This window comes from Paenibacillus sp. DRB1-1 (assembly GCF_052119485.1).
Taxonomy (GTDB): domain Bacteria; phylum Bacillota; class Bacilli; order Paenibacillales; family Paenibacillaceae; genus Paenibacillus; species Paenibacillus polymyxa_B.
This window is the reverse complement of the sequence record NZ_JBODQH010000001.1, coordinates 2,232,230-2,248,116: the sequence shown is the minus strand read 5'-3', so window position 1 is coordinate 2,248,116 and position 15,887 is coordinate 2,232,230. Positions and strand designations below refer to the sequence as shown.

At 46.8% G+C, this 15,887-nt stretch carries 12 protein-coding genes; 3 read left to right on the top strand and 9 right to left on the bottom strand.

Annotation, left to right across the window (positions count from 1 at the left end; genetic code table 11):
- Positions 1-13 precede the first annotated feature (13 nt).
- The 4 genes from ACQW03_RS09965 to ACQW03_RS09950 form a co-directional block, all read right to left on the bottom strand.
- Positions 14-1,573: a response regulator transcription factor gene (locus tag ACQW03_RS09965; RefSeq protein ID WP_441949535.1), complete on the bottom strand. Its 1,560-nt coding sequence runs from the start codon at positions 1,571-1,573 to the stop codon at positions 14-16.
- A gap of 323 nt (positions 1,574-1,896) precedes the next feature.
- Positions 1,897-3,216 carry an MFS transporter gene (locus tag ACQW03_RS09960; RefSeq protein ID WP_071639118.1) on the bottom strand — a complete coding sequence of 440 codons (1,320 nt, stop codon included), beginning with the start codon at positions 3,214-3,216 and terminating at the stop codon, positions 1,897-1,899.
- 262 nt (positions 3,217-3,478) lie between these two features.
- Entirely contained in the window at positions 3,479-4,132 is a 654-nt protein-coding gene (locus tag ACQW03_RS09955) for a bifunctional 2-keto-4-hydroxyglutarate aldolase/2-keto-3-deoxy-6-phosphogluconate aldolase (RefSeq protein ID WP_233901797.1), read from the bottom strand.
- A gap of 9 nt (positions 4,133-4,141) precedes the next feature.
- Positions 4,142-4,933: an IclR family transcriptional regulator gene (locus ACQW03_RS09950; protein ID WP_071639120.1), complete on the bottom strand. Its 792-nt coding sequence runs from the start codon at positions 4,931-4,933 to the stop codon at positions 4,142-4,144.
- Positions 4,934-5,291: 358 nt separating this feature from the next.
- On the opposite strand from ACQW03_RS09950, the gene ACQW03_RS09945 reads away from it, so the two are divergent.
- Positions 5,292-5,882: an AAA family ATPase gene (locus ACQW03_RS09945; RefSeq protein WP_071639121.1), complete on the top strand. Its 591-nt coding sequence runs from the start codon at positions 5,292-5,294 to the stop codon at positions 5,880-5,882.
- Between the two features lie 81 nt (positions 5,883-5,963).
- On the opposite strand, the gene udk is transcribed toward ACQW03_RS09945, so the two are convergent.
- A complete protein-coding gene (udk, locus tag ACQW03_RS09940) occupies positions 5,964-6,599 on the bottom strand; it encodes a uridine kinase (protein WP_013308305.1) in 636 nt (211 codons plus the stop codon).
- Between the two features lie 75 nt (positions 6,600-6,674).
- A complete protein-coding gene (locus tag ACQW03_RS09935; RefSeq protein ID WP_076293826.1) occupies positions 6,675-7,196 on the bottom strand; it encodes a ClbS/DfsB family four-helix bundle protein in 522 nt (173 codons plus the stop codon).
- 375 nt (positions 7,197-7,571) lie between these two features.
- On the opposite strand from ACQW03_RS09935, the gene ACQW03_RS09930 reads away from it, so the two are divergent.
- Complete coding sequence (locus tag ACQW03_RS09930) at positions 7,572-9,665, top strand: pectate lyase family protein (protein WP_441949531.1); 2,094 nt, start codon at positions 7,572-7,574, stop codon at positions 9,663-9,665.
- 91 nt (positions 9,666-9,756) lie between these two features.
- On the opposite strand, the gene ACQW03_RS09925 is transcribed toward ACQW03_RS09930, so the two are convergent.
- From ACQW03_RS09925 to ACQW03_RS09915, 3 genes are all read right to left on the bottom strand, one after another.
- Complete coding sequence (locus ACQW03_RS09925; RefSeq protein ID WP_023986544.1) at positions 9,757-10,101, bottom strand: hypothetical protein; 345 nt, start codon at positions 10,099-10,101, stop codon at positions 9,757-9,759.
- A 147-nt stretch (positions 10,102-10,248) separates the two neighbouring features.
- Positions 10,249-13,209, bottom strand: a complete 2,961-nt coding sequence (locus tag ACQW03_RS09920) for a DEAD/DEAH box helicase (RefSeq protein WP_441949528.1) — start codon at positions 13,207-13,209, stop codon at positions 10,249-10,251.
- Positions 13,206-14,861, bottom strand: coding sequence for an SWIM zinc finger family protein (locus tag ACQW03_RS09915; RefSeq protein WP_441949526.1), 1,656 nt, complete (start codon positions 14,859-14,861; stop codon positions 13,206-13,208). Before ACQW03_RS09915 ends, ACQW03_RS09920 begins: the two co-directional genes overlap by 4 nt.
- Before the next feature lie 270 nt (positions 14,862-15,131).
- Between ACQW03_RS09915 and ACQW03_RS09910 the strand changes: the two genes are divergently transcribed.
- Positions 15,132-15,788, top strand: coding sequence for an alpha/beta hydrolase (locus ACQW03_RS09910; protein WP_441949524.1), 657 nt, complete (start codon positions 15,132-15,134; stop codon positions 15,786-15,788).
- Positions 15,789-15,887 lie beyond the last annotated feature (99 nt).

The following is a 15,887-nucleotide window of genomic DNA, read 5'->3' as shown; positions in this document are numbered from 1 at the left end:
TATGGCTTACTCTCTAATAGAGATGCTCCCGGCGGTACTGGCTGGGCGAGTAACCCTTCACTTTTTTGAACACTTTGGTAAAGTAGCTGGGGTCCGAATAGCCTACCGTGCTGCTAATATCCGAAATGGACATCGTCCCCGACCGTAGTAACTCTGCGGCTTTTTCAACCCGAATTTTGTTCAGATACTCGCTAAAGCCCTCTGTATGGTGTGCCGTAAAATAGCTGGACAAGTAGGAAGGGTTAAAATGAAAATATTGCCCAAGTGTCGTCAAATTGAGTGTTTCAGCATGATGCTCCTCAATATACTCCAGCAGTTTTTTCATGCTTGCGCTACTTCCTTGCTGTGTCTTAGCCATAATCTGTCTGTTCGCTTCCTCCAAAAAAGTCTCCAGAAGGCGCACGGCTTCATGTACATGAGGGGCATCATTAATTGTTTTGAAATAGGAATATTTCGCCGCATCCAGCTCCTTCATATCATACCCCTGATTCCCGAGCAAAATCGTAATGTTAAACACGATATTTCCGAGAAGCGATTTGAATTCAAAAGCGGTAGAGGTATAGTTGCCGGACATGGCGGCTACATAGGATCTCAAATCCTGAAAAGCTGTATCAAAATGCTCACGCTTCATCTCTTCTGTAAACTGTTTTAAGTTGAACGAGCTGTTCACCTGTACAGGCGGAGTGAGTTCGTCTTCTATTAGCAGCGCTGTTCCTGGGAAATAAAAGCGGTAACTCAGCAGTTTGGGCAGTTCATCCTGATAGACGTCACTAATCTGATTGAAGTCATCAAATAAATGGCTAACTGCCCAGCCTGTCTGTGGATCGACTCGCTTTGTCTCCTGAGCAACTTCCCTAACCGCAGCCATCCAGGCGTCTACTTCCCGTGGATCAAGATTGGCTAAAACCACAGCTGCATAGACATCAGACGGCAGTTGTCGCAGTACGATGTGCTCACAAGCAGAGGATACTTGATCTGTTAGCTTGGAAAATAGATCCGAGGCAGAGATGGAGCGTCCTTTATTCTGCGGTGCTGATTGTTCCACACCTATAAGCGCAAAACGGACATAAGGAAATGCTTGCTTCAGCAGCTCAGCGTCATAGTCCATGCTATATCCGGAGATCAGCTTTTCGATCACATGATCTATTGTAATTTGACTATTATTAGCATCTGCCTGATACTGAATGGATGGAATTTTGCGAGCGGTTCTCTGGAGTACTTGGAGCAACTCATCCGTGTCCAGCTTGGGTTTTAAAATATAGTCAGCAACCCCTTGCTGAAAGGTAGATCGCACGTAATTAAACTCACCGTAACTGCTAAGTACAATGACTTCGATATCTGGATAGTTCTGTCTGACTATGCGCGTCAGCTCCTCGCCATCCATAATCGGCATTACGATATCTGTAATGACAATATGAGGGCGCAAGGTTTCAATCAGCTCCAGTGCTTCTTTCCCGTTAGAAGCCTCACCTACAATGCGAAATCCATACTGTTCCCACGATAAATGATGCTTGATCCCTTGCCGTACCAATATCTCATCATCTACAATTAAAATATTGCATAGTTCTTTCATGGCAGCACTCTCCGTAATTATACCTATTCAAAAAAAGACCTCCATAAGGCGGACGTCACATCATTTGAGACACATAGTTGATAACGCTTCCAAATTGGCTGAAATATAAAGTATTTAATCTTTACATGCTAACATAAACTACAGATGTAATCCAAAGATGTCTCAAATTAAGCCTTTCTTTTCATATCGGTTGCCGGGCCATTGAATATTATATGGAGAACAAGCCGTATATATGGAAAAAAGAAACGGAAAAGCAAACCTGCTTTTCCGTTTCTTTCTATTAATAGGCTCAATCTATCCGTTGCTCATGCATCGTCCATCGTTTACGTAGTTCGAGTAATCGGTTTTTTCAGGAATACCCCGTATGAAATCGCTCCCATAACGAGCAAGGATGCTCCCAGTAAAAATACATTATTAAAGCTTCCGGTTGTATCCAAAATGTATCCGGTTGCAATGGGTGCTAGAGCAGCACCCAGAAAACCGCCAAAGTTTTGGATGGCGCCCAGGGATGCCACCTGTTCCCCCGGAGCAATATCGGCTGCCAATGTCCAAATAACGCCTGAAGGCAACTGGGAAGCAAAGTAACCGACAGAGAGAAGTACAATGCTGACAACTGTATTGTCTATAAAAGGAATCGGCGCTACAGATGCCGCCGCCAAAATGGCACCACCAACAATAGGTATCTTACGTGAGGTCACAGGAGCAACCCCCTTGCGGATGAAATAGTCGGAAATAAAACCACCAAGCAGTACGCCAATAATGCCTGCAACAAATGGAATGGATGCAATCCACCCGGTTTCTTTCAGCGTGAAGCCCTGTTCCTTCTCCAGATAGCTTGGCAACCAGGTCAGGTATACCCAGATTGTGAACATGATGCCGAAATTACCGATGATCATAAACCAAGTGCTGGAATTCTTGAAAAGAGAAGACCATTTGGCTGTTGGCGCCTGTGTTTCTGATTGTGCCGCATCTGATTCCGCAGCAGGAACTACGTCTGCAGCCATATCATTTTGAGTGATGGCCTGCTTTTCGGCAAAAGTTGGATCGCGGTAAACTTTCAGCCAGATCAGCATAATAATCAAACCCATTGCGCCGACGAAGATAAACATGCCTCTCCAAGTCATGGTCAGCATAAGAACAGTCAGCAGGGGTGGAGCAATAGCATTGGCAATTTGCGAGCCCGTATTAATAATAGAGGTTGGAAGGCCTCTCTCACTTTTAGCGAACCATCTTTCGGTCACTTTAAGTCCTGATGTAAAGAATGGAGATTCCGACACACCGAGCAGCATACGCATTGCATACAGCAGAGAATAGGTATTTACAAAAGCACTGATAATGGTTGCGACCGACCACAGTCCAGAAGCCCATGCGAACATTTTCTTTGGACCGAAGCGGTCAACAAGCCATCCTGCCGGAAGATTAGCCAAAGCATAAGGCCAGAGAAAGGCGGACAGCAGCAGACCCATCTGTGTAGAGGATAGTCCAAATTCCGCTGCGATGGTCGTATTCGCGATACTTAAATTCGATCGGTCCAGATAGTTGACGACGGCCCCAAGCAGAAGCATCAAAATAATGCCCCAGCGCAGACCTGCCTTTTTGGGTTTTCCTGTGGATGTTACATGGTTATTCCCGATTTTGTTCATGAAAGCTCACGCTCCTTGATCTAGGCTGTTTATTAAAAAGGCTGATGCCAAATTAAAAATAGGTCATTCAAATCACGATTGTATGCGTTTACATTTCCTCTAATCATCAAATTCATTTCGATGATTCCTTAGCTCTGTTGATATGGGCGATTCACAACGATGGGTTCGAAGCTTTCCGGAAAATTCGAAAGTTAGCTATTGATCGTTGTGATGCCGCATATCTTGCCTAATGTGGTCTATACAGGCTTAGCCAATCGATATCTTATATGGAACGTGCCGCCGCAACGGCCTCCAGAAATTCCTTGGCAGCCGCCGTAACTTTACTGTAATCTCCGTCTTTTTGCGCAGCCTTGGTGATATAGCTTCCTACGCCAGCTCCGATGCAGCCAGCTTGTAACCATTCCTGCACATTTTGCGGAGTGACTCCTCCAGTAGGGGCGATGGGAGCTTGAGGAAGTGGGGCGGTAACCGATTTTACATATTGTGGACCTAACCCTTCGGCCGGGAAAAGTTTAACAATGTCCGCCCCGGCTTCCAACGTCTCCAATACTTCCGTCGGGGTAAAAGCGCCACTAATGGTCACGGCCTGATAACGGTTGGCCATTTTGATCATTTCGGGGTTGAGTTGCGGACTTACCAGAAGCTCTGCCCCCGCTAGAATAGCCGCTCTTGCCGTTTCTGCATCCAATATGGTTCCAGCGCCGACAAGAACGTCTTCTTCACGATACTTTTCTGCCAGTGTTTGAATGACATGAAGCGCATTCGGCACACTCATTGTGATTTCCAGCGCCTTAATACCGCCTTTTACGGCTGCTTCTGCTACAGCCAAAGCCTCTTGTTCGTTGTCCAAACGAATGATCAACACAATGCCTGTGTCCGCTATTTTCTTGAGATTATTGAACTTCTTCCACATCATCTTATCCTCCTAATCGTTATACAGACTTTCACCACGGTATCCCAACTGGTTGGAGAGCTTTAGCGCTGTTTCCTTGACTAGCTTGACGATCATACCCTCGCGCTCCGGTGTCATGGTAGAGTACATACTCGCCACACTAATCGCTGCCACCGGCTGATTCCATTGGTCATATATCGCAGAACCGATGCAATACATTTCCAGATTGTCTTCCCGGTCATCAATGGAGTAGCCACGCGTCCGAATTTCCGTTATATCCTGCAAAATTTCTTGTAACGTTACCTTTGAGTATTGTGTTTTGGCCGGAATTTCTCCGTCTACTCCCAGAATAAACTGGATTTTTTCCGTTGGTAACGCTGCCAAAAGTGCTTTACCGATTCCTGTGGTGTGTATGAATCTTCGTGAGCCTAGCTTTGCTGTCGGTCTCATAACAGAGTAATTTTCCGCCTTATCCAGATACACGATCTGCCCTTTATCCTCGACTCCCAGAAAAACAGTGCTGCCCGTCTGTCTGTTCAGCTCCTGTAACAGCGGTCTGGCCAGATGGGGGATGCCCATATTGGATAAATAAGCTATACCGGTTTCAAAGGCGCCAATGCCCAAACGATAGGTCTTCAGGCGCGGATCATCCAGCTCAATAAAGTTTTTATAGAGTAATGTCTGCACCAGTTCGAAGGCGCTGCTTTTGGGCAGCCCCAACGTCTTGCAAATTTCGTTCAGTGTCAGCGGGGAACTGCTATTAGATAACAGGACCAGAAGATCGACAACCCTTTCGGCTGATTTATTCAGCTTAAAATTTTCCATGCAATCTCCTTCATTCAATTACTGTTCGTATATGCGAACAGTGTTCATTATTTCGAACTTGGGTTTATTATAGTACAGCCCCACAAGAGAGATCAATAACCTTTACAAAATATTTTATTTATTCCGATATGGGATTGAATTTCTTATGAAAACGTTATAATCTAAATAAAAAATAAATTCAATACTACGAATTTAGTTCGTATATGCGAACAAAGTGGGATTTTGAGCAGCTCCTGGATGTGTACCGTACGGGTGTTGCTACGCTATCAATTGGAACCGTATACATTTAAGGATTTAATTTATGAAAATGTGCAAAAATCCTGAAATACAGATTGCGGGTTATAAGGAGGAATTACGGATGCAACCTACAGCTATATTTTTAATCGGGGCTGCCAGTTCAGGTAAATCTACGATAGGTAAGCTCATTGCTACAGAATATCATTTTGCTTATTTGGATAAAGATATCATCTGTAATAAGTTCACGGGCCTACTGTTGGAGTCCAAAGGATACTCGCCTCATGAGCGTGACGGCAACACTTTTTATAGCGATACGATCATGCCGCTTGAATATCAGACTTTGCTGGACTTAGCCAATGATAACCTTCAATTGGGGAGATCCGTCGTTCTGGATGCACCGTTTCTCGGTTATTTTTCTAACAAAGATTACATTCGGGAATTAAAAGAAAAATACGACTGGCATCATGTCAGACCGCTTGTATTACAGGTGGACGTGGATTTTGACACATTAAAAGAGAGGATGAAAGCCCGTGGATTGGAGCGGGATGAATGGAAATTTGCCCATTGGGATGCTTTTGTGGAAGGAATCCGTGCCAGAAGTTGTCTATGGGAAGATATTGAGATCCGGCATTTTGATAATAGCCCTGCTGAAGTAGATAAGAGCAGGCTGCACAATACACTTTCCTTCAAAAAGACAACAACCTCTTTGTAATTCAGGTTTGGTGAAAACAAAAGAAGCGCCCCTTGGAGTCGAAGTGATAGTGAGCTTCCTCCAAAGGGTGCTTTTCTCCTTTTATACAGTTCCCCACGTCCGATCTCCCGCCAAATATTTTTCAGTCAAAATAGACAGCAGTTGAATACCAACCTCATTGTGTCCTCCCTCAGGAAGGATCAGGTCAGCGTATTTCTTGGAAGGCTCAATAAATGCCTCATGCATCGGCTTAACGGTAGTCAAATAGTGATCGTGGATCGAATGGATGGTGCGGCCGCGTTCCTCAATATCGCGAAGAACCCGACGGAGAATGCGCACATCAGGGTCAGTATCCACAAATACTTTGATGTCAAGCAGGCTGCGGAGCTTTTCGTCTGACAGCACATGCAGACCCTCCAACATAACGATGTGATTTGGCAGAAGCTCTACCGTCTCGTCCGTGGAGCGTGCATGAACCGTAAAGTCATACACTGGTGCTTGTGTTGCTTGTCCTTTTTTCAAACATTGGAGATGCTCAATAAGCAATTCGTTGTCAAAGGCAAACGGATGATCATAATTGACCAAAGCACGTTCATCATAGCTCAGATGTGAATGGTCTTTATAATAGTTATCCTGAGATATGAAAGTCACTTTATTAGATCCCAGACGCTCAACGACGGCGCGTGCTACCGTCGATTTACCGGAACCTGTACCGCCGGCAATACCAATAATAAGCATGGCGTTTCACTTACCCTTCCCTAAATGTATCCCGATACAACTCAAGTATTGTAGCACAATGTACACTTTTTTTCATCACTGTTGGGCTTTGTATTTCTTCCATTTCCGTATCTTGGCTCTGAATGTTTTAAACGGTGCCACCGAGTTGATGTGAATCCATCTTGCCATGGGCCAGTTCGGATTAGTACCCGTCCAGTTGTGAACGCCTTGAGTGAAGAGCTCTTCATGGCTAAGTGTGTCGATCCAGTCCAGCCACTTTTGCTCAGTCAACTTGAACATATCGCGTAATTCACGTAAAGATTGGTGGGAATAGGTCTTGTAAAATGATTGATATAGTTCGCCTAGTCTATTCCATTTATAATTGGGAGCGGGCATGATGACGGTTTTTCCTTCCCGTTCGTCCCTGTCCCATGTCATGACAAGATGAAGCCATCCGAGCTGGTAGGCGATCATTTCTGCGGGTGTTTTATCTACTTCAGGGATACGAATATCCTTTTGGCTCTCGTCGATCTCCTGGAACTCACCGTCAAATCGTAAGTAGGAGGCATGAATGGCTTCTTTTAACTCCAATTTGGAAGCGTAGTCGTAGCTGGACATCTAATCGCTCCTTTAAATGATATGGATAATACTCACTCCTTTATATGTACCATTCTCAACATGACAACCGTATGTCTTATTCAAAAATAAAAAAATATCGTTTTTTGTGATTTTATGAAACAGCATTTGGCGTGTTCACGAAACAGGATGCAAAATTAATAGAGAAATTAAGACAAAAGATAAGTAATTAGACATATTTTAATATTTATTTAAATGCCTATAATTATTGGAGTATAGCGATTGGGGCCCTCATTGGTGTTGGGACATTATTCCCTTCATCAGTACGTTATATACCGTTGGGGCATGTCATGTCCGATGAACGGTGCAACCTTTGTTTTAGTATTCATGAATCTAATTAAGAAGGGGATTGTTATAATGAAGTCGAGTCTGTTAAAAAAATGTGCAAGTGTAATGCTAAGCAGTACGTTGGTACTGTCTTTATCATTACCGTTGCTAGGTCATGCACATGCAGATGGGAATTTACAGATAAGTGATGATTTCGAGCAAGGAGAAGCTCAAGGCTGGACCGCAGATTCGGGGAACTGGTCTGTGGTCAAGGATGGGAATGGTTCTACATACCAACAATCTAGTCGAAGCGAAAGCCATTCCGTCAAAGGTAATGCCTCATGGACGAACTATAGCGTGCAAGCAGATGTATATGTAAATGATTTTAATGGCTCCAATCGAGTCTACGTTGCAGGTAGATACACAGATTCCAACAACTTCTATGCCGCATCGTTGTACAACAAGAAAGATGGGGCTCTTGAGATTCGAAAAAAAGTCAAAGGCTCTATGAAGACACTGGCTACCAATAAAAAATACAAACTGGACACGAATACATGGTACAGAGTCAAGCTGGAACTATCTGGTTCAGAAATCAAAATGTATGTCAATGATCAACTGGAGCTGTCCGTAACAGACACCAGCCTCACTGCTGGAGCCATTGGTTTGGTAACCTCTAAAACAGCTGCCCAATTCGATAATGTGATTGTATCCGGTGCTTCTTCTGAGGTAGATCCAGGAACACCGCCTGTGAACCCAACACCAGGTACAGAACAACCGACTCCTGGAGTGGACCCTGATGTAACCTCCAAAAACAACTATAATTTGACTGGCTTTTCGTATGGTAATACAGGTGGTGGCAATATTGCGGATACAGATGCCAACTACAAAAAGGTTTACAACGCTGTAGATCTCAACGAAGCACTGAAGAAAGGCAGCAAAGTCAAAGTGATTGAGATTATGAACGATCTTGATCTCGGTTGGAATGAAATTCCTACTGCTGCTAAAGTAATGCCTTTTAGTGCCAACAACCCTGTACAGACGCATCCTGTTCTGAAAAAGACAGGTGTGAGCAAAGTCTATATCGAAAATATGAATGGGGTTACGATTTTCTCTGCCAATGGTGCGAAAATCAAACATGCTGGCTTTGTCATCAAAAGAAGCTCTAATTTGATTTTCCGTAACCTCGAATTTGATGAGCTTTGGGAGTGGGATGAAGCAACCAAAGGGAACTATGATAAGAATGACTGGGATTATGTTACCATCGAAGGTACAAGTTCCAAGGTATGGATCGACCACTGTACATTTAACAAAGCCTATGATGGTCTGGTAGATGTGAAAAAAGGTAGTAACGGAGTTACGATTTCCTGGTCTTTGTTCAAAGGAGATGACCGCAGCTCCAACAGCTGGGTAACCCAACAAGTCAACGCGATGGAAGCAGACAAGTCTTCCTATCCTATGTACGCTTATCTGAGAAGCAGTGCAGTAGGCATGAGTAAAGAAGATATCATTGATATTGCAGCAGGACAAAAGAAGGCTCATCTGATCGGTGCTACGGAAATGGCTTCCGACAATGCAGACCTTGAGGTGACGCTGCATCATAATTACTACCTGGATATTCAGGATCGCATGCCTCGTCTGCGTGCTGGTAATGCTCATGCATATAACATCGTTATGGACGATGCTGGATTGGCCAGAGCCAAAAAAAGAATCACTTCTGACATGGCTAAAGCAATTGCCGCAAAAGGATACCATTTTGATGTCGTGGGTAATGGTGCAATTTCAACAGAAAACGGCGCGGTGTTGCTAGAAAAGTCTTATTTAATTGATGTGTTTTCTCCAGTGCGTAATAATCAAAAAGATCCTAACAAAGCGGATTACACAGGTAAAATCAAAGCCGAAGACGTTATCTTTTCGGACAACGGTACCGTATTTAGAGGAGGCAGTGACGATACGAATAGCCCGTTAGCCCCTTATCCAGCGAAGGCCAAGAGCTTCTCTTGGAATGGGTTCACAACGTTGCCATACAGCTATACTGCTGAAGACCCTGCTAACCTGGTTGCTCAATTGCAGGCCAAGGATGGAGCGGGTGCAGGCAAGCTGAACTGGTCGAGTGAAAACTGGCTCAAAACGGTGTACAAAACAGCCGTTGCGAAAAATGCAATAGTGGAAGAAGATTCCGAATAGGTAGGCCAAATAAAAAAGCAGCTAGGACAGATATGCTCTGTTTCTGACTGCTTTTTTGGTTACCTACGTTAAGGTTGTGTTCGGTACTAACTTAACCGATAACGACAAACGAGGACACGCCAGCAGGTACGGTTCTAACCCGGAATAGCGTTCCATCGTCTCTAAAGGTACGCAGAATAAAAGCCTGGTTCGTAGGTGTACGGACTCTGCTGAATCGGGCAGTACCAAAACCATCGAAGCCTGCAGCTTGCACAAAGCTTCCATCTAGACGCCGGAGTATAGCAAAAAATCCGGTTGTGTTAAAAGGAACACCGTTTGTGTTAGCCCAGATGACCGTAAATCGGCGCAGGGTTTGTGTTGGACTCACATTGCGATATCTCGTAACAGGAACCTTCCTGCCCGTAGATTTCAATGTTTGTGGAGGACGAATGGCCACTTCAAATCAACTCCTTTGTTGTGATGAGATAGTAAATGCAAACAAAGGAGTTTTGGACTGTGTTATAAACTACGACTTCTTAAAAATAGGTATATATCGAACTCAAAATGGAATTCCATGTACATTATAGTTCGATTTGGGACCTCCTTATGCCCAATCGCGTCGTAGCGTAAAGAGGTCTTTTAACGCGTCTGTAGACAGCTCAGTAATCCAGCCCTCGGTACTGGTTATGATTTGGTCGCTAAGCTGCTGCTTGCTCTCCAGCATTTCATCAATGCGTTCCTCAAGCGTGCCCAGCGAGATAAATTTGTGCACCTGTACATCCTTCGTTTGCCCCATCCGGTAGGCGCGGTCTGTGGCCTGATTTTCAACAGCTGGGTTCCACCAGCGATCAAAGTGAAAGACGTGGTTGGCGGCTGTCAGATTCAGGCCCACCCCCCCGGCTTTGAGCGATAAAATAAACACGGATGGCTGCTCGGCAGGGGGGAGCGTGTGAGATTGGAATTGATCAATCATTCGGTCACGCGCAGTTTTGGATGTGCTGCCGTTCAGATAGAGCACGGGCTCTTGCAGCTCCTGAGCGAGTACCCGCTGGAGCATTTGTCCCATACCAATATACTGTGTAAAAATAAGGCAGCGCTCGCCCTCCTCCCGCAGTTCCTTGACCATAGCCAGAATGCGCTCCAGCTTGGATGAACGGCTAATGACCGCTTCAAGATCGGAGGGACTATAACCGTAAGCCGCGCTATCTGGGAGCGCCTCCTTGGTTAAGAGGCCAGGATGGTCACAAAGCTGCTTCAGCTGGGTAAGGGCGGATAAAATGGCTCCTTTCCGTTCAATCCCTTCCAGCTTCTGCATCCGTTCCATCAACTCTTTGACAATCTGGTCATAGAGCGCGCCCTGCTCAGAGGTCAGATGAATGTAGGTTTTCATCTCATTCTTGTCAGGCAAATCAAGCTGTATAGCAGGGTCTTTCTTCTTTCGCCGCAGCATGAAGGGCTGAACCAACTTTTGCAAATCTAATGTGCGCTGCTCGTTATGTTCCTTCTCAATAGCATTAATGAAGCGATTGCTAAAGGCGCGTGAGCTGCCCAGATAACCTGGATTGATAAAATCATAAATGGACCATAGCTCTGACAAGCGATTTTCAATAGGTGTCCCAGTCAACGCAATTCGATGACGTGCAGGAAAGCTGCGCACGGCTGTGGATTGCTTGGTTTGCGCATTTTTAATGTTTTGCGCTTCATCCAGGCAGACTGAATCCCAGGTCATGCTTTGTAGCAGCTCTTGATCCAGGGTTGCCGTAGCGAAGGAGGTCAGGATGACATCGGCCTGCTCAACTTCTTCGCGGAACAGGTCTCCCTGCTCCCGCTTGCTTCCATAGTGCAGCATCACCTTCAATGAAGGGGCGAAGCGGCTGAGTTCCTTCTGCCAGTTGCCCAGTACCGAAGTTGGGCAAATCAGCAGCGAACTGGAGCGGACGCCCGTCTCGGCGGCAATATCCTGTAGGTGCAGTAAATAAGTAATAAACTGCACTGTTTTACCGAGTCCCATGTCATCGGCCAGACAGGCACCCAGTCCAAAACGCCGTAAAAAGGCAAGCCATGCATACCCGTCCCGCTGATACGTCCGCAGCTCGGCTTGCAGCCCGTCCGGCACGTCCAATGCAGGCCATTCCGACTGCCGTCCGAGCTGGCTGATCAGCTTCAGCAGATGGGCATTCAGCTCGACTTCCAGTCGGAAGCGTGCCGCATCCTCCGGCTGCTCGCCCGAGGCGTCGCCTTCAGGCTCGTCGGCGTTGCCGAGCAGGTGTAGCTGCAGGATGTCCTGAAAGGACAATCCCTGAGCACTGTCGATCCCGGCCATGGCCCGGCGGATCTGCGCCAGCAACGCGGGGTCGAGCGCGATCCATTGCCCGCGGAAGCGCACCAAGCGCTCGTTGCGAGCGACCAGCTCGGCGAATTCCGACTCGCTGAGATCGGCATCACCGATGGCAACACGCCAATCGAACTGGACAATCGAGTCCAGTCCGAACAGCGAGCTGCCCTTCGTGCGCTCTCCCGCCCCTTCGCCAGGGCGTACCTTGGCCCGCAGCTTGGGCTTCTTGCGGGTGGCTGCCTCCCACCAAGCCGGGAGCAGCACCTGCCAACCGCTTTCCAGCAGACGCTGGCTGTCAGTCGTCAGGAATTGCCACGCCGCTTCGTCGGAGAGCGGGCGATTCAGCACGTCATCGCGGCTGCCGGCACGCTGTCCGGCGGGCAAAATCGAGGTCAAACGTTCTAGCCACCCGACAGAGCGCTCACGGACATGTGCTGTCCAGGCATCGGGCCATGAGCCGGATGCGTACCCATCATCGGCGAGCTGTACAGACACCAGCAACGCCGGGTCCTGCTTATCCTGCAACACAAGCTTGAGCTGCCAGGACGGCTCGTCGTCCTCCAGCTCTGGCTCCAGCAGTTGCAGAAGTGGCCGAAATGGCGCGGTATCGGCTTTCCAGCCGATGGCGATGAGCCAGGCCCGCGCGTCCAGACCCGCCGCCGGGCGATTGGGGGCGAAGAGAATTGAATATTCTCTTCGCAAATCGGCGGCTTCCGCTTCGGTGCCGTACCAGCGCTGAAATACGGCAGCCGAGAACGCCGCTATCAGCCCTTCCTGCTCGTCCTTCTCCAAGCGGTCGAGCAAAGCAAGCTCTGCCGGTTGGATGTTTTCCAGTGCTTCCGCATCCCACTTCCATTGCAGCTTCCCCGCCTGGAACGCTGTGAAGCTGGGCACATATGCTTTCGCCTCAATACAGTGAGCAAGTAAAGGGATCAGCCGGAGCCACGGGGCATGGGCCTCGTTCCAGATCCATTCGATATGTTTCAGAAGCTCGCGCTCTGCCAGAAAAGGAATCACCTGCTCCGAGGGTAGCAGGATAATATCCGTGTCTTGAACATGTTGAATCTCCAGCTCGGTGCCATAAAACGAAGCCTCATGCCAAGCAAACAAACGCTGCTTCAGAATTTGGCCGGAAATGCTATAGTTCATGGAGGAATCGCCATAGATCAGCGCGTCTCCATAGGTAGTTAATTGGATATGGACGGTAATCGTTTCCGTATATTGATTCATGATAACAATTTCCCTTTCCGCAATTCCTCCTGTAGCGCCCGCAGGCGGCTATGACGGCTGGTGAAGGTCGTAAAGAACAGCTCCCAGCGTGATTCTTGCTTCATTTTCTTGTATAGCTTGAACAGTCGCTTTAACAGCTTGACTGCTGCTTTATAGCTGGCTCTGTTTTTTTCCAACACATAACGTTCTACCGCTTGATGGTAAAAGGGGAGTAGTAACTCAGGCGCGTTCTTTTCAATGGGCTGTAACACGCTTACTCGAAAACTCAAAGGCTCACTGCGTATGCTTAGCTGATAGTCGATCCATGACCGCCATTTTTCGTGAGCAAGCAGCGCCTCTTCATACATTCCCCCGGCAAATGGAAGCATACCCACCAGCGTGTCCCACATGTCCTGCTCCGCTTCTGGAAGGTGCTGCAAAACCAGATCCCAATCATGTATATAATCTTGTAAATGGTCATCCCGATGACTGTGAAGCAGGGGGCCGATATGTCGCAGTCCGTCCTTGAGACGTGCCCAATCCTCGGCTTTACGCAACGCCTGTAAGAACAAAAGCAATTGACTGGAAGAAATTTTTAGTGGAAAAGCTCGTTCCGCCTCCTGAAGCAGTGCCCAGGCTTCGTTATCGTGCGATTGGAAAATATGCATCCAGCTGCGAGCCAACATCCACGGAAGTCTTGCTAAGGTTGTGCCGAGCTCCTCCTCAGCCGCCTGTAAATGCTGTAATTCCTCCGTATATATGCTGGAGTCCTGCCTTTCGGGATGCACCCAGTGCAGCCAAAACTGATAATACGCGTCTGAAAAATAAGTACCGTTACGCGATTCTGTCAGCATTTTTCGGCGTAAATAGGCTAAGGTTTCTGCCATACGGACTTCTTGCATCGGTTCATCGGTCAGCTCCAGTGGACTCTCAAAATCACGCTCGATAGCTTCTTTAAGCTCATCGGCAGCAATTTGCGTGTAATACCCCATATAGGTATGAGAGGGATAGCCTGGCATGGAAGACTGAGGTACGAGCTTTTCCAGCACACGCAGATGAGCATGCAGTCCGTATAGCTGTTGCATGCCGGGTGAAAGCGGCGGCTTTACAGCATAGATCGAGGCTAAAGCGCTTTGGACATATTGGGAATTTTGTGTGTTCACATGGTTAAGGGCGATACACTGATCGAACAGATCATGCCACTCTGAAATGGGCATGTCCGGTATTTTGCTTGCAGTTTTACTGAGGGAGTTTCTTGTTGTTTCCTTGTGATCCGGTGAAAGATTCGACCGGGAAGGAGGTGTGTTACGCATGTCAGCTTTTGTCGCCAATCGAGTGAATCCCGCCGAATGAGCGTTCACTAAAGCATGTACAGAACGTTCCTGTTCATTCGCGTAATTCAGTAGTACGGCGATCATATGCTTGCAGTTGGTGTGGACAGGGCATGTACATCTGCTGGCAGCAAAAGCGCTCAAGTGGAGATCCACCTCGTATAGCTCGCTTCCATCCACGACAGCTGCAATATGATCGGCATCAGGCATTGCGAATTCTTTTACCTTTCCTTGCTTAAAATACTGGAAACCTCGTTTGATCGTCACGTCATTAAAATGGTCAGCCACGTTTTCAATAAGCTGTTGCCACTGTATATCATCCATAAGATAGGTTGGTTTCATGTGCATTAGTCTCCTAAGAGAGAATAGTTGATCGGGTAGTAGCTTAACTCTTCCATTATATCAGTTCACGAATATAAATTGAGTGGAGGGAGCAGTTGGAAAGTTTTCATACGGGTTGACATGTTTCCTTTTGAAGAGTACATTTCTATTATAAATATAAAATAAATATTACTAATATTTTAGTGTTAATGATTTTGTATAGGAATGGTTTGTAGTGGACTGTATCCGTGGAGGTATGCAATAAACTTATTGTTAAGAGGGGGAAATAATATGTCGTCTTTATATAGCTATGATATTCACCTGCCCAGCCAGCTTGATCTCAACCGTACGTATCCAACCATTTTTACACTGCATGGGAAAGGGTCCAACGAGCAGGATATGTTCGGAGTGGTAGGGCCGTTGTCAGATGAATTTATTATCATCGGCATTCGTGGAGACCTTCCCATGAGTGGAGGATTCCAATATTATGAGCTGAAAAGTCTGGGTAATCCGCTGCGTGAGCAGTTTGATCGGTCTATTGAACAGCTTCAGGCGTTCGTACAGTATGCCACAGATAAATATCCGGTTGATCCTAGCAAACGGTATTTCCTCGGCTTCAGTCAGGGAGCGATTTTGTCGATGTCACTTGCGCTTACCCTTGGCAATCAGTTGAAGGGGATTGTAGCGTTGAACGGCTATGTGCCTGATTTTGTGAAAACAGAATATTCGTTGCAAAGCATAGAGGACGTGTCCGTATTTATTTCCCACGGCGAATACGATTCTGTATTTCCAGTGAGCATCGGCCATGAGACGGCGGCATATTTCCAGACCAGGACTTCTCACTCCACATTCAAAACATACCCGACGGATCACGGTGTCTCACCAGATAACCAGCGAGATGTGCTTCAGTGGCTGCGTGAGGATGCGGGGATAAGCTCGAAGATGTAACCATTGTAGAGGTGCAACAGCCAAGATAAATGTGTACAGACAGAAAATAGACGGTGACCTAGCGGCGGATCTCATCTGGTTTTTGGAGCAGACAAAAAA

Excerpts from the sequence above, each read along its gene's own strand:
- ACQW03_RS09955 (WP_233901797.1), bottom strand. The coding sequence starts at position 4,132 with ATGATGTGGAAGAAGTTCAATAATCTCAAGAAAATAGCGGACACAGGC.
- ACQW03_RS09965 (WP_441949535.1), bottom strand. The coding sequence starts at position 1,573 with ATGAAAGAACTATGCAATATTTTAATTGTAGATGATGAGATATTGGTA.
- ACQW03_RS09910 (WP_441949524.1), top strand. The coding sequence starts at position 15,132 with ATGTCGTCTTTATATAGCTATGATATTCACCTGCCCAGCCAGCTTGAT.
- ACQW03_RS09915 (WP_441949526.1), bottom strand. The coding sequence starts at position 14,861 with ATGAAACCAACCTATCTTATGGATGATATACAGTGGCAACAGCTTATT.
- ACQW03_RS09950 (WP_071639120.1), bottom strand. The coding sequence starts at position 4,933 with ATGGAAAATTTTAAGCTGAATAAATCAGCCGAAAGGGTTGTCGATCTT.
- ACQW03_RS09960 (WP_071639118.1), bottom strand. The coding sequence starts at position 3,216 with ATGAACAAAATCGGGAATAACCATGTAACATCCACAGGAAAACCCAAA.
- ACQW03_RS09935 (WP_076293826.1), bottom strand. The coding sequence starts at position 7,196 with ATGTCCAGCTACGACTACGCTTCCAAATTGGAGTTAAAAGAAGCCATT.
- ACQW03_RS09945 (WP_071639121.1), top strand. The coding sequence starts at position 5,292 with ATGCAACCTACAGCTATATTTTTAATCGGGGCTGCCAGTTCAGGTAAA.
- ACQW03_RS09920 (WP_441949528.1), bottom strand. The coding sequence starts at position 13,209 with ATGAATCAATATACGGAAACGATTACCGTCCATATCCAATTAACTACC.
- udk (WP_013308305.1), bottom strand. The coding sequence starts at position 6,599 with ATGCTTATTATTGGTATTGCCGGCGGTACAGGTTCCGGTAAATCGACG.
- ACQW03_RS09930 (WP_441949531.1), top strand. The coding sequence starts at position 7,572 with ATGAAGTCGAGTCTGTTAAAAAAATGTGCAAGTGTAATGCTAAGCAGT.